Below are 18689 nucleotides of genomic sequence, written 5' to 3' on the forward strand. Positions count from 1 at the left end.
ATCCGCCCTACGGTTTTCGGTGTCAGCAGACGCACTCGAAGGACAAGCCGCTACTCGCTGGGGTCGCGATCCAGGCTGCACGGACAGGGGGATGCTGTTGCGTCTCCGCCCAGATATCCGCCAGCGCGGCGGCGCGTAGCGGTCCGGTGGGAGCAAACCTGAACCCCGTGTCCCGAACGTCAAGGCCGTCCAGGTCGATCAGACCGGCCTCGTCGTCGAAAGTCAATTCCAAGTCGAGCTGCCATAGTTCGGGCTGCCCGTAGGGGGCGACACAGTCACCGACATCAGCGATGGCGATCTGCCGGGTGAAGGTCAAGATCAGACGGTTGTCGCTCCAGGACCGTCGGCCCCACTGGACGATGAAGCCGTCAGCATCAGAGTCCGGAGTCGGATCGATGCCGTCGATGTCCAGTTGCAGAAACTCAGCGAACGCACCCCATGCCGCCTGCACGTCGGTCACCGAGGACTGCTCGATGCCATGCTGCCGCAGGATCTGTGCGAACGCGTCCAGGCTGCTCCGCCAAGGGATTTGCATGTGCCCAGCATGCCCCGACAGGAAGCCCGGCTGCCGGCCGGTGTGGGAGGACTTTCTGTACGCCTATCAAGGCGGCCCTTGACGGGCCGCACGCGCCGCCGCCTGGGCGCGCGTCCGATGCTCCGCTGTCGCTCCACGCCGGCCGCGCAACACGCCCGGCGCCGGGCCGGCCGCACCCTCTCGTGCGTGATTCAGCCGGAGGCAGCGGCGGGGTGGTCATATTCCGCGCGGTACGGCTCCGTCCCGCCAGCGGTAGAGGTCGCGCAGCAGGGAAATCTCAGCGCCGTGATGGATCAGCTCCCTGTTGACGTGCAGAACGATGCCCTCCATGGGAAACCGCTCGGCACCCACCGTGGGCGGATTCTCCAGGTCAGCGTCCGCGAGCTCGCGGACCCCCGCGTTCCATCTCTCATACATCTCATCGAGCTGTTTCAGCGCCTCGTCGGCGGTCCCCGCGTAGGCAAATGTCTGCGAGTCGACGTCCTGGCCGCCGAAGTGCCATCCGACCCGATAACCTAGGCAGGAGACGATGATGTGCGCCAGCCGCCAGGCAATCGTGGTCACGGGCGCCGGAATCGGGCCAGGGGACGCGAAGTCCATCGTCCATTCCCCCGAGCCTACCGACATCGGTGCCGCCGACGTGCCACATGGGCGGATGCTCCAGCAGCCGCGCACCGGCTCCCAGAAGTACTCCTCATCGGCAAGACCGTGCAGCCGTGGCCGCAGGTTCTTGTGCCAGTGCCGGTCCAACTGGTCCGCGAGTCGCTCGCTTCTTGTCACTTCCACACACTACCTACAACGCAGACCTGGCTGCCGACCCTCGTGGACGCGTCGAATCATGCCTCGGGCCATTGTCTGCCCCGCGCCCGGTCCGTGCCGCAGATCCGGCACAACTGAGCGCGAGTAGCGGCGGAAGACGCCGGAAACGATGGAAGTCGTTTCAGCAGGTCAGAGACCTGACGGGCGGCGAGGCGTTTGAGCTCGGCGCAAAATGCGTCTACCCGCAACCACTCACGACGGCAATGCCATCACCTTGCCTGAGCCCTTGATTGAGTCTTGGGCTACATCAGCTTTACCTGACGGTGACCAAACTATTAACCGGCTCGGCAATATAGCCGACATTTGCCGCCGACTATGGAAGCCATAGGCTGTCCCCGAACACGGGAAATCATCGCGAATCAAGGAAGGGAGATTTCCATGCCGGATATCGACTTGGGCGTGGCCTCGGACTGGGACGAGGGTGACACCCATGGGCGAATCAAGCTGCGGCAGAACCAATGCTACCCGAACTCACCCAAGCGGGACGTTCTGATCAGCTCCCCGGTCAGCATCGAACTGTCGGTGAACACCAACCACAGCACCAGCCAAGAGGCCGACAAGATTTTCTTCACCACCCACCACGGAAGCCAGAAGAAGATCATTGCCATCCTGGATTCCGACGGCAATCTGCAGATTGCCGGCCGCGTCACGGAAATGCAGACGAATCTGCAGTACTGATAACGACGCCAAACGTAAACCACGGGAGCACCCGCACACCGCGGGTGCTCCCGTGCCATGCCGGCCGCTGTCGAGTTAATGGCATTCTCCCGATCTCCAGGGTGATGGCGACCTGGTTAGGAGTTTGGCCACTCCGCCACACCTCACCCTGTGCACCATGACGCTCGGCCGCGTACGCGCCTAGACAGACGCGGTGGGCAATAACCGCGTTCACACCGCAGAGGTCATTGGTTCGATCCGGGGGAGGTGCGGGCAACGGTACGCCCGCTGCGGACCAGTGCGGCTGCCGCGATAAATGCAGGCACAAAGGACACCACTAGCCCGATCTTACCCAGCTCGACCCATGCTGGATTTATTCGGCCGAATGCGGCCGGAAGCGCTTCATCAATCTCTGTTGGTTCGTCAGATAGCCATAGCCAACCCCCGGAACAGCAACAGCAAAGCACGCTGAGCAGACTCGTCGCGAGGGCGACTACTCTCGCACTCTGATGACCCGTCCTGAGCCACAATGCGACGCCAACCGATGCAGGCGCGAAGAAGAATGCATACCACATGGTGAGCCGAGCTTCGAAATAAAAGTAGGACGCCTTGAGTGCGGCAACACTGCTGTCTACTGGGGCGCCGGAACGACCCGCTGCGTCGTTCACGGCATCGTTGATGCCCCCTTGGGAATATATGGCGGAGATCGCCGCGAATATCAGCAACGACGCCTGAAGAACCAACAATGAGCTTGCGATGTTGACTCCCAGCAGGAGACGCCGAGGCGGCAGCCCGCCAGCTGAGTTCGTGCTAGTCGGAACCACGAGGTGATGCTAGATGGCAATCAATGCCGAACCCTTGCCAGGGTGATGTGCAGTGAGCGACCGAAACCGTGACGGTGGCCTGCCACGGCGTACCACCGACCCAACAGGTCGGCCGTCCCTGCCATGGGGCACTGCGTGCAGTTCAAGGCACCTTCCAAACTGACGGTGCTCGCCCAGTCGGCTAGCGCTCCTCCAGGTAGCGGCGAGCAAGCCGTCTGATGATGGCCTCGCCGTCGGCGGCGGGCAGGTAGCTGGCTTCCTGATGCGACTCGCTGTCTTCCCACTCGGAGATGTCTGCTGGGTCGTCGCCTCCGATGCCCAACGACACGTCACTGTGCCGGGCGCGGAAGTAGAATCGCTCGCCGTTTGGCAGAGAGCCTTCCACCTGCACTGGAACTGCCAAGCACGTCACCTGCGCCTCCCAGCCCTCGGTCCGCAGGGTGGCGGCGAGTTGGAGCCAGGACGCTTGGTGCTGCTGATGCCACCGCCGTCGAGCTTCGTCATCCATGAGGTCATGGTGTCGGACCTACCCAGACCTCCGCGTTGGAGGGCCGACCAGGTGGGTGACTAACCGAGTGACGACCGTGACGGACACCTGCGGGCTGTGGGGGACATTGCAGGGCCGTCTTTGCAGCCCAGCACTTGCCTTCCGCTTCAAGGTCTGACGGTGGTCCGGGTCAAACCGACCTCGTCCGACTCGTCACGGCATGCCCGCGTACCGGAGTGGGAGCGGGGGTCGGGGCCGGCGCCACACGACATAGGTCAGGATGGCGAAGGTGGTCAGAAGCACCACCGCGATGGGGACCATGAACCACCCGGAGTGATCGCCAACCTCGCGCACCCTGAGGCAAGGGTCGCTCTTGGCATAGTGGACACGGATGCGCTGACCGGCACTCACAGCCCGGTTGGCATCGACCGTAACGCGCAGACTTGATTCACACGTCTCGCCACGGCTTGTGGTGAACTGGACTGTCAGGAATGTTTTTGTCCCGTGATGCTGGACGTCCAGCACGTCAGCCACTGCCTCTGATCCCCGGCGTTCGTCTGCGGCTGACCATGTGCCGAGCGCCGTAAGCGCAATCACAAAGACGAGACCGAACATGGAGAACACCCGCAGGAAGGCTCGGCTTGGCAGTCGGCGGTCCATGGCCGGACTCTAGAACCGGCCAGCAATGAGGCTGGTGCGGTGACTACTCAGCCGCGATGTGCTTGCGGCTGACCTGGTGGGCGGCGGACGAGTCAATCTGCACGCCGGACTCTGCTAGACCGACGGTTCATGGAAGTAGACAGTGGCCGACCACCAGTCACCGTCGGCGTTGACCTCGTTGCGCAATACGACGTCCTGGACCTCGATGCCGGGCCGTTGTTCGATGCTGTCTGCGATCCGCCGTAGCAGCGCCGGGACGCTGTCCTGGCCGGGGCCTGCTGGGTTGCCTTGCGAGAAGTGCTTGATGGACCACGACTCCGGTTCAGACGACATGACGGCAGTCTGCCAGCGATTCGAACGCGCCCGTCTGCCTTACCCGCCCCAGACACCACCGACCCCACCGGCGCCGCTGCCGGGGCTGCCGTCACTCGGGTTGCGGTGTGCGTCAAGTCGCCTGCGGGCCTCAGTCGACGCCTGCCGGTTACGAACCTGGCCGTCGATGTCGAGTGAGCCCTTCTGGGAACGGCGCCACAGCCAGACCGCGGCAACGACCACCAACGCGATGATGAGAATCATGAGCCAACGCATGTCGACCTCCGCCTATTGATCGACCATAAGCCCGATTGACAGTCCGTGGGCCTGTCGCTGCTCTCAGTATGCGCAGGTCCGGTCAACGGACGGCTTGTGACCGCTCTCCGCGACGAGGCTCGCGCTGGGTCGGACGTACCGCTGTCGACAGCAACGACCCTGAAAGGCTGACGATTCCACGTGTGCCCGCTCGCTGCGGAAACGGCGTTGCGCAGCCCCCGGCCTGGACGGTTAGGCTGCTGCCATGACCAGCTCGCCCGCGTACCCGATGACGTCCCCCGACGTCCAGGTCGGCGCGCTGCGACGCCGGCGGTCCCGCGACCGCCTGCGCTGAGGCTTCCTCTCCTGCGACCGGCGGATCGAGCCGTCGGTCATCGTCGATCGTCCTCGGTCCGCCCGCATCCCCATCCGGTGATCCGCGCGGCGGACCCGAGCGAGATCGGCGTACCCATGGACCTTGAGAAACTGCTGGCCGACCGGCTGGCGCCGGCGTTCGCGACGGTGGCCGGCGGGCCGGTTGATCCGGTCGTGCGGCGCTCCCAGCGCGCGGACTTCCAGTCCGACGCGGCGCTGGCGCTGGCCCGGCGGCTCGGCCGGCCGCCGCGCGCGATCGCCGCCGAGGTGCTGGACCTCGCGGAGCTGGCCGATCTGTGCAGCGCGGCGGAGGTCTCCGGGCCGGGCTTCCTCAACCTGACCGTCGCCGATGGGGCCCTGGGCAGGCTGGTCTCCGCGCTGGCCACCGATTCGCGGCTCGGGGTGGGGGTGGCCGTCGAGCCGGAGACGGTGGTGGTCGACTACTCGGCGCCGAACGTGGCGAAGGAGATGCACGTCGGGCACCTGCGGTCGACGGTGATCGGCGACGCGGCGGCCCGGCTGCTGGAGTGGCTGGGGCACCGGGTGCTGCGGGCCAACCACCTGGGTGACTGGGGCACGCCGTTCGGCATGCTGATCGAGCACCTGGTGGACCTGGGCGGGGCCGAGGCGGCGCGCGAGCTGTCCATGGGCGACCTGGACTCGTTCTACAAGGCGGCCCGGGTCGCGTTCGACGCGGATGAGGCGTTCCGGGAGCGGTCCCGGCGGCGGGTGGTGGCCCTGCAGGGCGGCGATCCGGCGACGCTGCGGCTGTGGCGGTTGCTGGTGGAGCAGTCCGAGCGGTACTTCATGACCGTCTACGACCTGCTCGACGTGACCCTCACCGAGCGGGACTTCCACGGTGAGAGCAGCTACAACGACCTGCTCGGACCGGTGGCCGAGGAGCTGGACCGCCTGGGGCTGCTGCGGGAGAGCGAGGGTGCGGCCTGTGTGTTTCCGCCCGGCTCGGTGGGCCGGGACGGCGAGCCGCTGCCGCTGATCGTCCGCAAGTCCGACGGCGGGTACGGCTATCCGGCAACCGACCTGGCGGCGATCCGGCACCGCACCGGCACGCTGGCCGCGACCCGGTTGCTCTACGTGGTCGGCCTGCCGCAGCGGCGGCACTTCGAGATGGTGTACGCCGCCGCCACGCAGGCCGGCTGGCTCGCCCCGCCGGCCCGGGCCGAGCACGTCGGGTTCGGCTCGATCCTCGGGTCGGACGGGCGGATGCTGCGCAGCAGGGCCGGCGGCTCGGTGAAGCTGGTCGGGCTGCTGGAGGAGGCGATCGTCCGGGCCACGGCGCTGGCCCGGGAGCGGAACCCGGACCTGGGCGAGGCGGAGGCGGCCGAGGTGGGCCGGGCGGTCGGCATCGGCGCGATCAAGTACGCCGACCTGTCCAGCGACCGGCACAGGGACTACGTGCTCGACTGGGAGCGGATGCTGGCGCTGGACGGCAACACCGCGCCCTATCTCCAGTACGCGTACTCGCGGATCCGGTCGATCTTCCGGCGGGCCGGAGTGGCGGCCCGGCCGGAGGCGGCGATCTCGCTGGCCGATCCGGCCGAACGGGCGCTCGCCTTCGAACTGGTCGGCTTCGGGACGGTGGTCGGCGAGGTGGCGAACAGCCTGGAGTTCCACCACCTGACCGGCTACCTGTATCGGCTGGCTGCCGCGTTCAGCGCGTTCTACGAGCGCTGCCCGGTGCTGCGCGCCGACGGGCCGGTCCGGGAGAGCCGGCTGGTGCTCTGCGACGTGACCGCCCGGGTGCTCCGGCAGGGGTTGTACCTGCTCGGCATCAGGACTCCCGAGCGCATGTGATCGATACTTGGGGGCGATCGATGCCGGCAACGGCACCGCAGGTCACAGGGTGATGACCACCTTCGCCCGCGCGTGTTCACCTTCGAGGTACCGGATGGCCTCGGGCACCTCGCGCAGCGGGTAGGTCCGGTCGATGACCGGGGTGAGGCGGCCGGCCTCGGCGTGGGCGCGGAGCGTGTCGAGGTGTTGCCGGCTGGGCGCCGCGGTGAGGGTGACGATGCGCTGGCGGACGAGGGGCGCCAGCAGCCGTCCGCGCGCGAGGAGCCAGACCGGCCCGACGAGGCTGCCGCCGCCGTACACGCCGCCGCCGGAGAGCACAAGCGTCCCGGTGGGTGTCAGCGCCCGCCGGAGCGCGGTGAGCGAGCGGTTGCCGACCAGGTCGAACACGACATCGTGGCGGCGGGCCTCGCGGGTGAAGTCGTCGCGGGTGTAGTCGACGACGTGGTCGGCGCCGAGGGATCGGACCAGGTCGACGTTGCGGGTGCTGCACACTGCGGTCACGGTCGCGCCGAGCGCCTTGGCCAGTTGGACGGCCAGGGTGCCGACGCCGCCGGAGGCGCCGTTGACGAGGACGCGGTGGCCGGGCTCGACCCGCCCGACGTCGCGCAGCCCCATGAGCGCGGTGACACCGGCCAGCGGCAGCGCGGCCGCCTGCTGCGGGGTCAGGTTCGCCGGCTTCGGCGCGACCAGGGTCGCGGGCACGCACACGTACTCGGCGAACGCGCCGTTGGCGTCGCCGAGGTCGCCGAAGACGGCGTCACCCGGGCGCACCTGTCGGACGTGGCTGCCGACGGCCTCGACCCGGCCGGCGAAGTCGCGGCCGCGGATGCGCGCGCGGGGCCGCGTCCGCCCCATCGCCAACCGCGCCATCCGCGGATCGCCACGCATGGCATGCCAGTCGTACGCGTTCAGCGCGGCGGCCTCGACCCGCACGAGCACCTCGTCGGCGGCGGGCACCGGCACGTCGACGTCCGCGAGCGTGAGTGTCTCCGGCGGGCCGTACCGGTCCTGGACTATCGCCTTCATCTTTCGCCCTCCCTCTTGGTGTACGCCGTACACCCAATGTAGGTGTACGGCGTACACCGGTCAAGGCGGTTAAGGTTTCAACCGCCGCCAGAAGACGAGGACCGAGATGGCTGAGCAGGCTGAGACGCTGCGCCGGGCGCCGCTGAGCAGGGACCGGATCCTGCACGCCGCCGTCGCGCTCGCCGACGGGGCCGGGATCGAGTCCCTCAGCATGCGCAACCTCGCCCAGGATCTGGGCGTCGTGCCGATGGCCCTCTACAAGCACGTGGCCAACAAGGACGAACTACTCGACGGCATGATCGACGTCGTCGTCGGCGAGATCGACCCGCCGGTGCCCGACGCCGACTGGAAGCACGCGGTCCGCAGCCGCATCCTCTCGGCGCGGCAGGTGCTGCGGCGCCACCCCTGGGCGCCGCTCGCTATCGAGTCGCGGAACATGGCGACGCCGGCCGTCCTCGCGTACCTCGACTCGGTGGTCGGGACCCTCCGGGCCGGCGGGTTCTCCGCCGACCTCGCCCACCACGTGATGCACGCGATGGGCAGCCGGATCCTGGGCTTCAGCCAGGAGCTGTTCGACGCCTCCCGGCGCGCCGGCCGCTCCGGCACGGCCAGCTCAGAACCACCGCAGGCCTTCCCGCCGGAGGTCGCGGCCCGGTTCCCGCACCTCGCGGAGATCTCCACGGCCGCGTCCCACGACGACGCGTCGGTCGTGGGACAGGGCTGCGACGACCAGTTCGAGTTCGAGTTCGCGCTGGACCTGCTGCTGGACGGCATCGAACGGCTCCGACAGCAGAACTGGACGTCGCCGCGATCGGTCATCCGATGACCACGCCGTAGCGGCACCCGGTGTTGCTCGCCTCCTGGCGGCAAGCCCGCGCCCGGACCGGGTAAGCCGGAAGGTGAGCCGTCTCGTCGCAGCCGGACCGGACCGAAGGGAAGAGCCTGATGCGTGGTGTCGTCCTGCACGCCCCCCGCGACGTACGGGTGGAGGAGCGTGAGGATCCGCGGATCCTCCTCCCGACCGACGCGATCATCCGCCTGTCCGCCACCTGCGTCTGCGGTTCGGACCTGTGGCCGTATCGCGGCATCGAGACGGTCCACGGGCCGTCCCCGATGGGCCACGAGTACGTCGGCGTCGTCCAGGAGGTCGGCGACGAGGTCAGGGAGATCAAGCCCGGCCAGTTCGTCGTCGGCTCCTTCTTCGCCTCCGACAACACGTGCCCCATCTGCCGCGCGGGCTACCAGTCCTCGTGCGTCCACCGGGAGCCGGTGGGCGGGCTGGGTGCCCAGGCCGAGTACCTGCGCGTACCGCTGGCCGACGGCACCCTGGTCGCCACGCCCGACCTCCCTACCGACGACCTGGTCCCGGCCCTGCTCGCGGCCTCCGACGTGCTCGGCACCGGCTGGTTCGGCGCGGTGGCCGCCGAGGTGGGCCCGGGCAAGACCGTCGCGGTCGTCGGCGACGGCGCGGTGGGCCTGCTCGCCGTGCTGGCGGCCCGGCGGCTCGGCGCGGAACGCGTCATCGCGGTCAGCCGGCACGAGCCCCGCCAGAAGCTGGCGACCCACTACGGCGCCACCGACATCGTCACCGAGCGCGGCGACGACGGCGTGGCCCGGATCAAGGACCTGACCGACGGCCTCGGCGCGCACTCGGTCATCGAGGCGGTCGGCACCCAGGAGTCGATGTTGCAGGCCATCCGCTCCACCCGGGCGGGAGGGCACGTCGGCTACGTCGGCGTGGCCCACGACGTCGAACTGCCCGGCGAGGAGTTGTTCTTCTCCCACGTGCACCTGCACGGCGGCCCCGCCCCGGTGCGTCGCTTCCTGCCCGAGCTGATCGACCTGATCTACAGGCGTGAGATCGACCCCGGCCGGGTCTTCGACCTCACCCTCCCCCTCGACCAGGCCGCCGAGGGGTACCGGGCCATGGACGAGCGCCGGGCCGTCAAGGTCCTGCTCAATCCCTGAGCGACTGGGCCGGTGGGCCGTTCCGCGCCGGAACGGCCCACCGCGCGGGGTCGACCGCTCAGGGGGTGTACGGCGCGTCCGTGTGGCTGATCTCGACGAGCCGGCTGCCGCTGAGTTCATAGACGGCCGTACGCCGTACGGCGACCTCCGCCGAGGACGCGTCCTCGGGGCGGGTCAGGTAGACCACCGTCGCCCGGCGCGACTTGATCGAGACCGACTCGACGGGCGTACGGTCGCCGATGTCGACCATGGTGACGTAGACGGGCTTACCGTCGATGTTGCCGTACATCACGATCTGCCAGAACTTGCCGGTCCCGCCGCCGTCCATCAGCACCGGGACCACCGCGTCGGCCGCGTCGTCGCCGGTCAGGTCACCGATGGCGCACGGCTGTTGCATGTGGACGACAGTGCCGTCCTCGCCGGACCACATACCGTCGACAAGCGGGATCGGATCCGGGTAGCCGTTGTACCGCTCGGATCCGTTACCGAGCACGGCGGTCTTGAGCTGCGTGCAGGTGAGCGCCTTGAGCGTGGCGGGCGCTCCGGACGTGTCGGGTACGGCCGAGGGCGCCGGCTCGTCCGGGTCCGCTGTCTCGTCGTCCACGCTGACGGTGCTGCCTGTCGGCTGCGCCGAAGCGGCCGGGTCCGGGTCGTCCGCCGGCGTGTTGATCGTGACGCATCCGCTCAGCGCCGCCACCAGGGCGAGTGCCGCGACGGGCAGCAGGGTCCTACGCATTGATCTTCCCTCTCCTTGTGTGGCCCGGAGCGTAGTGCGCCTCCGCCACGGCCGGCAGCCGGTGGTCGGCATGCCGTCCACAATGGAGAAGGGAGGGCCACTGGGAGGAGAAGCAAGGGAAGCCGCCCGTCGTCGCCACTCCTGTCGCCAGGGACGGCAACCGGCTCAGGTGGACGGACCGCCGTGCTGGTCGAGCCTGTCGCGGAGCGTGCCGGCGAAGCCCTCGGCCGTGGCGAGCTGGTCGCGCAGCGCGCTGACGCGTGCGGTGGCGGCGGTGTGGAACATGCCGAGCCGGTCGAGCAGGGCGACCCGGTCGGCGCCCTCGGCCGTGTCGAGGGCATCGAGTACGCCGAGCAGGTCGCGCATCTCGTCGAGGGTGAAGCCGAGCGGCTTCATCCGCTTGACCACGGCGAGCCGGTCGAGGTCGGGTGCGGTGTAGAGGCGGAAGCCCCCGTCGCTGCGGGCCGACGGGACGATCAGGCCGACGTCCTCGTAGTGCCGGATGGTGCGGATGCTCAGCCCGACCCGCTCGGCGACCTCGCCGATCTGCATCAGCCGCCCTCCGACCGGGCCGGCGGCGGGCACCGAAGCCGGACCGGGGGCGGGTGCCGGCTTGGCCGTACGGCGGTCGGGGGCCATCAGTGGCCGACGCCGAGCCGGCCGGCGAGGGTGCCGTGGATGTCCGCGCTGGGGCGGTTCAGCTCGACGATCTCCACGGTCTTGCCGCGGGCGGCGTACTTGGTGGTGACGGCGTCGAGGGCGGCCACGGAGGAGGCGTCCCAGACGTGGGCGTGCGTCATGTCGATGACCACGCTGTCGGGGTCGTTGGCATAGTCGAACTGCCCGACCAGGTCGTTGCTGGAGGCGAAGAACAGCTCGCCGTGCACCGAGTAGATCCGGGTGGTCCCCTCGGGGTCGAGGACGCTTGTCACCTCCACCAGGTGGGCGACCCGCCGGGCGAAGACGACCATCGCGGTGAGCACGCCGGCGACGACGCCGACGGCGAGGTTGTGGGTGGCCAGCGTGGTGACGACGGTGGTCACCATGACGATCGTCTCGCCGTACGGCATCCGCCTGAGCGTGGCCGGGGCGACCGAGTGCCAGTCGAACGTCGACACCGCGACGATGACCATCACGGCGACCAGGGCGGCCATCGGGATCACCGCGACCACGTCGCCGAGCGCGACAACCAGGATCAGCAGGAAGACGCCGGCCAGGAAGGTCGACAGCCGCGTACGGGCGCCGGACGCCTTCACGTTGATCATCGTCTGACCGATCATCGCGCAGCCGCCCATGCCGCCGAAGAACCCGGTGACGATGTTCGCCACGCCCTGCCCCCACGACTCCCGGGTCTTGCTGGAGGGGGTGTCGGTGATGTCGTCGACCAGCTTCGCGGTCATCAACGACTCCATCAGCCCGACCAGCGCGATGCCCAGGGCGTACGGGGCGATCAGGGTCAGGGTGTCCATGGTCCAGGGGACCTGCGGCAGGCCGAGCGTGGGCAGGCTGTCCGGCAACGCCCCCTCGTCGCCCACGGTCGGCACCGTCGCGTGGGTGGCCACCGTGACCACGGTCAGCACCACGATGGCGACCAGCGGCGCCGGGACGGCCCGGGTGAGGCGGGGCAGCCCCACCATGATCGCCAGCGCGACCGCCGCGAGCGGGTACACCAGCCATGGCACCCCGATCAGGTGCGGCACCTGGGCGACGAAGATCAGGATGGCCAGGGCGTTGACGAAGCCGACCATCACGCTGCGCGGAATGAACCGCATCAGCTTCGCCACCCCGAGCACCGCCAGCAGGATCTGGATCGCGCCGCCGAGGATCACCGCGGCGATCAGGTGGTCGAGGCCGTACTCCTTGGCGAGGGGCGCCACGACCAGGGCGACCGCCCCGGTGGCGGCGGAGATCATCGCCGGCCGCCCGCCGCAGATCGCGATTGTCACCGCCATCGTGAACGAGGCGAAGAGGCCCACCCTGGGATCGACCCCGGCCAGGATCGAGAAGGAGATCGCCTCCGGGATCAACGCCAGGGCGACGACCAGGCCGGCGAGGACCTCGGTGCGGAACACCCTCGGCGACAGCCAGGACGGGCGGGGCAGGCGCGGGCGGGAGGCCAGGGACGACACAGAGGACATACAGCCATTTCCACTCGGAGGGTGCGGAGACCCGACGGACCCTACTCTTCCGCCACGGAAGAGTTCCCACCCGCGTGGCGAGCGTCACGACCGTGGGCCACCGCGCACCCTGCCCTCCCGCGCCCGGCGGCGGTCAGGCCGGCCCGGCGCCCGGGGCCGGGACCGCCTGCTCGGCGGCGCGGCTCACCTCTTCCCAGCCGGCCCAGACGTCCATGCGTCGCCTGGAGATGTCGAAGGCGAGGTCGTAGACCATGCTGCCCAGCAGCAGCCGCAGTGGCGGGTCGTCGCTGGCGACGAGCTTCATCAGCGCCTCGGCGGCCAGCCGGGGTTCGCTGTCGATCGACCCTTCCGCCCACTGCCGCGCCAACTCCTCCCGCAGCGGGTCGTAGGCGGGGTTCGGGGTGGCCGCCGTGCTGCTGGTGTAGAGGTCGGTCCAGTAGCCGCCCGGCTGGACGATGGTGACCTTGACGCCGAAGCCGGCGGCCTCGGCGGCCAGCGCCTCGCTCATGCCCTCCAGCGCGAACTTGCTCGCGCTGTAGAGCCCCGTGCTGGGGAAGCCGCCGAGGGCGCCGATGCTGGAGACCTGCACGACGTGCCCGCCGCGCTGGGCGCGCAGGTGCGGCAGGACGGCCTGGCTGACCCAGAGCGCGCCGAAGAAGTTGAGGTCCAGCTGGGCGCGGGCCTCGGCCTCGGTGAACTCCTCGACCATGCCCATGTAGAGCGCCCCGGCGTTGTTCACGACGACGTCGAGCCGGCCGAAGTGCCGTACCGCCTCGTCGACGACGTCGAAGACCGCCGCGCGGTCCGTGACGTCGAGGCGCAGCGCCAGCAGGCGGTCGGGGTGTCGGGCGGCCAAGTCGTCGAACGGCGAGACGTCCCGGGCCGCGCCGACGACCCGGTCGCCGGCGGCGAGCGCGGCCTCGGTGAAGGCGCGGCCGAGGCCACGGCTGGCCCCGGTGACGAACCAGACCCGCGGCGCGGCGGTGGCTGAGGCTTCCATAGGGGACTCCCTCCCTAACGAGACGGACCGTCTCGTCTTGTTGACGAGAGTGACCCTACCCGATCGGGCTCCACTGTCAAGACGGACCGTCTCGTCTCACCCTCTTGCTAGATTGGGCCCGTGCCCACGCAGAAGGTCGCCCCCGACTCCAGCCGTCGCAGCGAGACGGCACGCCGCGCCATCCTCACCGCCGCCTTCGACCTCGTCGGCGACGTGGGCTACGCGAAGCTCAGCATCGAGGGCATCGCCGCCGCCGCCGGCGTCGGCAAGCAGACGATCTACCGCTGGTGGCCCTCGAAGGGCGCCCTGCTGTTCGACGCCTTCCTCGCGCTCACGACCGACGGCGGGCAGGACGGCGCCCTACCGGACACCGGCGACCTGGCCGCCGACCTGAAGCTGGTCCTGCGGGCCGTCGTCGACGAGCTGAACGACCCGCGCTACGACCTGCCCATGCGCGCCCTGCACACCGAGATCGTCCACGACCCCGCCCTGGCCGCCGACTACGCGGAACGGCTGGACGGGCCCATGCGGGAGCTGAAGAAGGAACGCCTGCGCGCCGCCCGGCGTGCCGGCCAGCTCGCCGAGGACGTCGACCTCGACGTGGCCGTCGACCTGATCTTCGGGCCGGTCCTCAACCGGTGGCTCCAGCGCACCGGCCCGCTGACGCACGGGTACGCCGACCAGGTGGTGGACACGGCGCTGCGCGGCCTGCGGCCCCGCGAGGCGTAGCCCTCGCGTCGCCGGGTGGACACAACACCGGGCCCCCGGTCGTCGTTGATCCGGTCGTACCCACCCCACCGGGTGCGGGCACCGACCGTGGAGGAGGCACGCCGATGACCAGTCAGCGCGAGACCGTGGAGGTCGACCCGGTCCTGTTCCGTGCCGTCTACGACTCGCCCGCCTCGCTGCCCGGCAGACACCGGTGGACGACCCCGGAGTCGGACGTACGGCGGATCGAGAAGCTGCTCGGCATGCCGCTGCGCAGCATCGGCGCCCCGCTCTGGGTCAGCGGCGACGAGCCGGACTGCCCGAAGTGCGGCCGCCGGGTGAACTGGTACGACATCGTCTCCTCCGCCCTCTCCGGCGTGCACGACCGGATGATGATCGCGACGGTCATCCTCGGCGACCGCAGGTACGTCAACACCGAGGTCCCGGACGCGATCGCCGGGGTGCGCTGCACCGACTGCCGCACCGCGATCGAGGGGCTGCGCAGCTTCAAGTGCCACAACTGGGCGTACGCCTTCGAGGCACTGGAGACCGTCCGGCAGCGGATGTCGGGCGCGTCAGTCGTCGGCCGTCAGCCCGCGGGCGAACCGCAGCCCGGGGCGCCCGTCGAGTGACAACTCGCCCACCGGCGTGAACCCGGTACGCCGGAGCACCGCGAGCGAGCCCGCGTTGTCCAGCGTGGTCCCGGCGGTCAGCCGGCGCAGCCCGTACGCCCGGCGGGCCAGTGCCACGACGCGGCGGACGCCGTCGGTCGCCACCCCGCGCCCGGCGACCCGCTCGGCCACCCGGTAGCCCAGCTCGGCCTCGCCGTCGGCGACATCGACCAGGTTGAACCGGCCCAGCACGTCCCCGTCGGCGTCGACCAGGACGTGGAAGTGGCAGGTGCCGCTCTCCTGCTCGGCGAGCAGCCCCGCGTGCCGCGCGGCGAAGTCGGCGAAGTACGCGTCGCCCCGGTCCGGCACCGAGCGCGCGAACCACTCCCGGTTCTCCCGTTCGAAGCGCAGCAGCGCGTCGGCGTGGTGGGCGGCGAGCCGCTGAAGATCGGGCACGGCGCCACCCTACCGAGCTGCGCCCGTACGCCTCAGTGGTCGCCGGCGGAGCGGCGGGTGGGGCGGCGGCCGGGCGGGGAGGGCGGCTCCGGCCCCGGGTCGGGCACCTCGGGCATCGGCCGGGTGACCGGCCCGGCTCCGGTGACCCGGAGCGGCTCGCCGTGGTGCCACACCTCGATGCCGGTCTCCGGGTCGGCGTCCGGCAGCTCGTAGCGGGCCTCGTCGGAGGTGAGGGTGACCCGCAGCCGGTGGCCGTGCCAGCGCAGGTGGAACGCGAGCCGGTCGATCGCCGCCGGCAGCCGGGGGTCGAAGGAGAGCACCCCGCGGTCGTCGCGCAGCCCGCCGAAGCCCTGCACCAGCGCCAGCCACGCCCCGCCCAGCGACGCCAGGTGCAGCCCGTCGCCGGTCTTGTCGCCGAGGTCCGCCAGGTCCTGGAGCACCGACTCGGCGAACAGGTCGTACGCCAGGTCGAGGTGCCCGACCTCGGCGGCGAGCACGGCCTGCGGGGAGGCCGACAGCGACGAGTCCCGGACGGTCCGCGCCTCGTAGTAGGCGAAGTTGCGGGCCTTCTCGTCGGCCGTGAACTCCCCCGGGCAGCGCTGCATGGCGAGCACCAGGTCGGCCTGCTTCACCACCTGCTTGCGGTACAGCTCCAGGTAGGGGAAGTGCAGCAGCAGCGGGTAGTCGTCCTCGGAGGTGTCCGCGAAGTCCCACTCCGGCTGCTCGGTGAAGCCGGCCGACTGCTGGTGCACCCCGCGCTTGCGGTCGTACGGGACGAATACCGCGTCGGCCGCCGCACGCCAGGCCGACACCTCGGCCGCCTCGACCCCGAGCCGGGCCGCCGCCTCGGGGTGCCGCTCGGCGGCGTCGGCGGCCCCCCGCAGGTTGCGCCGGGCCATCAGGTTGGTGAAGACGTTGTCGTCGACCAGGGCGCTGTACTCGTCGGGGCCGGTCACGCCGTGCAGGTGGAAGGTGCCGGTGTCGGACCAGTGCCCGAAGCCGTGCCAGAGCCGGGCCGTCTCGACAAGCAGTTCCAGACCGGGCCCGGCGAGGAACTCCTCGTCGCCCGTGGCGGCGGCGTAGCGCAGCACCGCGTCGGCGATGTCGGCGTTGAGGTGCAGCCCGGCCGTGCCGGCCGGCCAGTAGCCGGAGCACTCCCGCCCGCCGATGGTCCGCCACGGGAAGGTCGCCCCGGTCAGCCGCAGCTCCGCCGCGCGCTCGCGGGCCTGCGGCAGGTGGGCGTGCCGCCAGCGCAGCGCCGAGCGGGCCAGCGGCGGGTCGAGGTAGGTCAGCACGGGCAGGACGTAGCCCTCCGTGTCCCAGAGCACGTGCCCGTCGTAGCCGTTGCCGGTCAGGCCCTTGGCGGGGATGGTCCGGTCGCCGTCCGCCCGGCCCGCCTGGAGCAGGTGGAACACCGAGAACCGGATGGCCTGCTGGAGTTCGTCGTCGCCGTCGAGCTGCACGTCGGCGGTCTGCCAGGCGGCGTCCAGCGCCGCGCGCTGGCCGGTCAGCAGCGCCTCGAAGCCCTCCGCGCGGGCCGCGTCGGCCTCCGCGACGACCAGGCGGGCCAGCTCCTGCGGGGGCAGGCCGTCCACCGGGGTGCACTCGTACGCGGCGAACTTGGTCAGTCGCAGCCGCTCGCCGGCGCGCAGCGTCCCGGTCAGCGTGAGGCGCAGCCGGTCGGGGGTGCAGTCGACGCCGGGGGCGAAGCCGTCCGGGGCGTGCACGTCGTGCGCGACGGCGACGGCGACCCGCTGGCCGCTGTGCCCGGTGCGGTGGACGAGGACGCCGTCGTGCCCGTCGGAGTGCCGGTACTCGGCGGTCAGCGGGTCGGTGATCACGGAGGCGGCGCGGGGGTCGTCGGCGCGCTCCGGCACCCGCTCGTTGGCGAGCAGGTCGGCGCAGACCCGCACCTCGACCGTGCCGTCCAACGGCTCGACGGACCACCGGACGGCGGCCACCGGACGCCGGGGCAGGGAGACCAGCCGGACGCTGCGGACGCGTACGCCGTGCCCGGCCGGCGAGATCCACTCGGTGTGCCGCTCGACCACGCCAGCGCGCAGGTCGAGCACCCGCTCGTGGGTGCGCAGGGTGCCGGTACGCACGTCCAGCGGCTCGCCGTCGACCCAGAGGCGGATCAGGGCGGCGTTCGGCGCGCTGATCACCGTGTCGCTGAACTGCGGGAAGGCGTACCCGTCCTCGGGGTAGTCGAGCTCGCGCCGCTCGTGGAAGCCGTTGAGGTAGGTGCCGGGCATGCCGTAGGGCGTGCCCTCGTCCAGGTTGCCGCGCCAGCCGACCCAGCCGTTGCCCAACGCGAAGATCGACTCGGTCTCGGCGAGGCGGTCCATGTCCGCCTGCGTACGCCGGATCCGCCAGGCCTCGTCGCCCCCTGTGACCTGCCCGGTCGGCGGCCGATCGGCGATGGGGGTTTCGTGCACAGCGCCTCCAGGGAAGTCCGACGTACCGGGCCAATCGAAGCAGATGGGGCTGAGAGGTCGCTGAGACGAAAGTCGGGGGCCACCACCCGACCAATGCACACTGCGCCCGACTTCCAGGTATTCCAGGGTTGCCTGGGAGCTAAACGAGGTATGAACGATCCGTGAGGTGAATCATGATTGATGCGGACACGTCGGACGTTCCGAAGATCAGTGTCGAGTGGTACCAGGACATCGTCGACTTCGCCGCCGACACCCCGCAACCGGTGCAGTGGCTCGCCGAGCACTTCACCGAGGGCGCGATTCTGCTGCTCGGCGCGCTGTGGCTGATCGCGGCCGTGTCCCGGCTCGGGGGCGGGCCGCGCGATCGCGCGTACGCCCTGGTGTCGCCGGCGCCGGTGGTGCTCGCGTACGGGTGCAGCGAGTTGTTGAAGACGGTGGTGGACCAGGAACGCCCCTGCCGGGCGATCGCCGCCGAACTCGCCATCATCGCCGGCGAGTGCCCGCCGACGGGCGACTGGTCGTTTCCCAGCAACCACTCCACGATCGCGGGCGGCCTGGCGATGGCGACGCTGCTGCTGTCGCGCCGGGTCGGCCTGGTGGCGCTGCCGCTGGCGGCGCTGGCCGCGTTCTCCCGCACCTTCGTCGGCGTGCACTACCCGCACGACGTGGTCGCCGGTGTCCTGCTCGGCGCCCTGTTCGCCGCGCTGCTCACCCCGCTGTTCGCCCGCCCCGCCGCCGGGCTGCTGCACCGCCGCGCCCGCCAGGCCGAGCGCCCCGTCCGCGATCCGGCCACCCCGACGTCCCGCCGCTGACCGCCCGCGGGACGCGGAACCTGCCCGCACGGGATGCCTGCCCGCACGGGAGGCTGC

Annotated in this window: 19 protein-coding genes; 7 read left to right on the top strand and 12 right to left on the bottom strand. The window is 70.5% G+C overall.

The genetic code is table 11. From position 1 onward, the window contains the following. Positions 1 to 22: 22 nt before the first annotated feature. Positions 23 to 535: a hypothetical protein gene (locus AB0B83_RS04100; RefSeq protein ID WP_357576897.1), complete on the bottom strand. Its 513-nt coding sequence runs from the start codon at positions 533 to 535 to the stop codon at positions 23 to 25. Positions 536 to 751: 216 nt separating this feature from the next. Next, on the bottom strand, positions 752 to 1315 hold the full coding sequence (locus tag AB0B83_RS04105; RefSeq protein ID WP_357576898.1) for a DinB family protein: 564 nt from the start codon (positions 1313 to 1315) through the stop codon (positions 752 to 754). 417 nt (positions 1316 to 1732) lie between these two features. On the opposite strand from AB0B83_RS04105, the gene AB0B83_RS04110 reads away from it, so the two are divergent. Then, positions 1733 to 2032, top strand: coding sequence for a DUF6342 family protein (locus AB0B83_RS04110; protein ID WP_132232312.1), 300 nt, complete (start codon positions 1733 to 1735; stop codon positions 2030 to 2032). Between the two features lie 984 nt (positions 2033 to 3016). On the opposite strand, the gene AB0B83_RS04115 is transcribed toward AB0B83_RS04110, so the two are convergent. From AB0B83_RS04115 to AB0B83_RS04125, 3 genes are all read right to left on the bottom strand, one after another. Continuing rightward, entirely contained in the window at positions 3017 to 3343 is a 327-nt protein-coding gene (locus AB0B83_RS04115) for a hypothetical protein (RefSeq protein ID WP_357576899.1), read from the bottom strand. 192 nt (positions 3344 to 3535) lie between these two features. Continuing rightward, complete coding sequence (locus AB0B83_RS04120; protein WP_357576900.1) at positions 3536 to 3982, bottom strand: DUF3592 domain-containing protein; 447 nt, start codon at positions 3980 to 3982, stop codon at positions 3536 to 3538. Positions 3983 to 4096: 114 nt separating this feature from the next. After that, positions 4097 to 4315, bottom strand: a complete 219-nt coding sequence (locus AB0B83_RS04125) for a hypothetical protein (RefSeq protein ID WP_357576901.1) — start codon at positions 4313 to 4315, stop codon at positions 4097 to 4099. Positions 4316 to 5020: 705 nt separating this feature from the next. Between AB0B83_RS04125 and argS the strand changes: the two genes are divergently transcribed. Continuing rightward, on the top strand, positions 5021 to 6739 hold the full coding sequence (gene argS / locus AB0B83_RS04130; protein WP_357576902.1) for an arginine--tRNA ligase: 1719 nt from the start codon (positions 5021 to 5023) through the stop codon (positions 6737 to 6739). Between the two features lie 42 nt (positions 6740 to 6781). Here argS and AB0B83_RS04135 read toward each other — a convergent pair whose 3' ends face one another. Further along, positions 6782 to 7765, bottom strand: coding sequence for an NAD(P)-dependent alcohol dehydrogenase (locus AB0B83_RS04135; RefSeq protein ID WP_357576903.1), 984 nt, complete (start codon positions 7763 to 7765; stop codon positions 6782 to 6784). A 106-nt stretch (positions 7766 to 7871) separates the two neighbouring features. On the opposite strand from AB0B83_RS04135, the gene AB0B83_RS04140 reads away from it, so the two are divergent. Next, positions 7872 to 8591 carry a TetR/AcrR family transcriptional regulator C-terminal domain-containing protein gene (locus AB0B83_RS04140; protein WP_357576904.1) on the top strand — a complete coding sequence of 240 codons (720 nt, stop codon included), beginning with the start codon at positions 7872 to 7874 and terminating at the stop codon, positions 8589 to 8591. A 119-nt stretch (positions 8592 to 8710) separates the two neighbouring features. Next, the gene (locus AB0B83_RS04145; RefSeq protein WP_357576905.1) at positions 8711 to 9733 is read left to right on the top strand and encodes a zinc-dependent alcohol dehydrogenase family protein; all 1023 of its coding nucleotides are present in this window, start codon (positions 8711 to 8713) and stop codon (positions 9731 to 9733) included. Between the two features lie 58 nt (positions 9734 to 9791). Here AB0B83_RS04145 and AB0B83_RS04150 read toward each other — a convergent pair whose 3' ends face one another. The 4 genes from AB0B83_RS04150 to AB0B83_RS04165 form a co-directional block, all read right to left on the bottom strand. Continuing rightward, a complete protein-coding gene (locus AB0B83_RS04150; protein WP_357576906.1) occupies positions 9792 to 10469 on the bottom strand; it encodes a hypothetical protein in 678 nt (225 codons plus the stop codon). A 165-nt stretch (positions 10470 to 10634) separates the two neighbouring features. Then, a complete protein-coding gene (locus tag AB0B83_RS04155) occupies positions 10635 to 11021 on the bottom strand; it encodes a MerR family transcriptional regulator (protein WP_225851904.1) in 387 nt (128 codons plus the stop codon). Positions 11022 to 11107: 86 nt separating this feature from the next. After that, complete coding sequence (locus AB0B83_RS04160; RefSeq protein ID WP_357576907.1) at positions 11108 to 12607, bottom strand: SulP family inorganic anion transporter; 1500 nt, start codon at positions 12605 to 12607, stop codon at positions 11108 to 11110. Positions 12608 to 12740: 133 nt separating this feature from the next. After that, positions 12741 to 13607: an SDR family oxidoreductase gene (locus AB0B83_RS04165; RefSeq protein WP_357576908.1), complete on the bottom strand. Its 867-nt coding sequence runs from the start codon at positions 13605 to 13607 to the stop codon at positions 12741 to 12743. 120 nt (positions 13608 to 13727) lie between these two features. Between AB0B83_RS04165 and AB0B83_RS04170 the strand changes: the two genes are divergently transcribed. Both AB0B83_RS04170 and AB0B83_RS04175 read left to right on the top strand, forming a co-directional pair. Then, entirely contained in the window at positions 13728 to 14336 is a 609-nt protein-coding gene (locus tag AB0B83_RS04170) for a TetR/AcrR family transcriptional regulator (RefSeq protein ID WP_132232334.1), read from the top strand. A gap of 104 nt (positions 14337 to 14440) precedes the next feature. Continuing rightward, positions 14441 to 14947 carry a hypothetical protein gene (locus AB0B83_RS04175; RefSeq protein WP_132232336.1) on the top strand — a complete coding sequence of 169 codons (507 nt, stop codon included), beginning with the start codon at positions 14441 to 14443 and terminating at the stop codon, positions 14945 to 14947. Here AB0B83_RS04175 and AB0B83_RS04180 read toward each other — a convergent pair. Further along, on the bottom strand, positions 14891 to 15382 hold the full coding sequence (locus tag AB0B83_RS04180; protein ID WP_357576909.1) for a GNAT family N-acetyltransferase: 492 nt from the start codon (positions 15380 to 15382) through the stop codon (positions 14891 to 14893). The genes AB0B83_RS04175 and AB0B83_RS04180 overlap by 57 nt on opposite strands. 32 nt (positions 15383 to 15414) lie before the next feature. Continuing rightward, positions 15415 to 17730 carry a glycosyl hydrolase family 65 protein gene (locus AB0B83_RS04185; RefSeq protein ID WP_357576965.1) on the bottom strand — a complete coding sequence of 772 codons (2316 nt, stop codon included), beginning with the start codon at positions 17728 to 17730 and terminating at the stop codon, positions 15415 to 15417. A gap of 263 nt (positions 17731 to 17993) precedes the next feature. Here AB0B83_RS04185 and AB0B83_RS04190 point away from each other — a divergent pair, with 263 nt between their 5' ends. Beyond that, complete coding sequence (locus AB0B83_RS04190; protein ID WP_357576910.1) at positions 17994 to 18632, top strand: phosphatase PAP2 family protein; 639 nt, start codon at positions 17994 to 17996, stop codon at positions 18630 to 18632. Positions 18633 to 18689: the final 57 nt, after the last annotated feature.

The organism is Micromonospora sp. NPDC049060 (assembly GCF_040649055.1).
In the GTDB taxonomy this organism is placed as follows: Bacteria; Actinomycetota; Actinomycetes; order Mycobacteriales; family Micromonosporaceae; genus Micromonospora; species Micromonospora reichwaldensis.

Coding starts and splice junctions, on each gene's coding strand:
- AB0B83_RS04100 (WP_357576897.1), bottom strand. CDS start 535: ATGCAAATCCCTTGGCGGAGCAGCCTGGACGCGTTCGCACAGATCCTG.
- AB0B83_RS04110 (WP_132232312.1), top strand. CDS start 1,733: ATGCCGGATATCGACTTGGGCGTGGCCTCGGACTGGGACGAGGGTGAC.
- AB0B83_RS04115 (WP_357576899.1), bottom strand. CDS start 3,343: ATGGATGACGAAGCTCGACGGCGGTGGCATCAGCAGCACCAAGCGTCC.
- AB0B83_RS04120 (WP_357576900.1), bottom strand. CDS start 3,982: ATGGACCGCCGACTGCCAAGCCGAGCCTTCCTGCGGGTGTTCTCCATG.
- AB0B83_RS04125 (WP_357576901.1), bottom strand. CDS start 4,315: ATGTCGTCTGAACCGGAGTCGTGGTCCATCAAGCACTTCTCGCAAGGC.
- argS (WP_357576902.1), top strand. CDS start 5,021: ATGGACCTTGAGAAACTGCTGGCCGACCGGCTGGCGCCGGCGTTCGCG.
- AB0B83_RS04135 (WP_357576903.1), bottom strand. CDS start 7,765: ATGAAGGCGATAGTCCAGGACCGGTACGGCCCGCCGGAGACACTCACG.
- AB0B83_RS04140 (WP_357576904.1), top strand. CDS start 7,872: ATGGCTGAGCAGGCTGAGACGCTGCGCCGGGCGCCGCTGAGCAGGGAC.
- AB0B83_RS04145 (WP_357576905.1), top strand. CDS start 8,711: ATGCGTGGTGTCGTCCTGCACGCCCCCCGCGACGTACGGGTGGAGGAG.
- AB0B83_RS04150 (WP_357576906.1), bottom strand. CDS start 10,469: ATGCGTAGGACCCTGCTGCCCGTCGCGGCACTCGCCCTGGTGGCGGCG.
- AB0B83_RS04155 (WP_225851904.1), bottom strand. CDS start 11,021: ATGCAGATCGGCGAGGTCGCCGAGCGGGTCGGGCTGAGCATCCGCACC.
- AB0B83_RS04160 (WP_357576907.1), bottom strand. CDS start 12,607: ATGTCCTCTGTGTCGTCCCTGGCCTCCCGCCCGCGCCTGCCCCGCCCG.
- AB0B83_RS04165 (WP_357576908.1), bottom strand. CDS start 13,607: ATGGAAGCCTCAGCCACCGCCGCGCCGCGGGTCTGGTTCGTCACCGGG.
- AB0B83_RS04175 (WP_132232336.1), top strand. CDS start 14,441: ATGACCAGTCAGCGCGAGACCGTGGAGGTCGACCCGGTCCTGTTCCGT.
- AB0B83_RS04185 (WP_357576965.1), bottom strand. CDS start 17,730: ATGGACCGCCTCGCCGAGACCGAGTCGATCTTCGCGTTGGGCAACGGC.
- AB0B83_RS04190 (WP_357576910.1), top strand. CDS start 17,994: ATGATTGATGCGGACACGTCGGACGTTCCGAAGATCAGTGTCGAGTGG.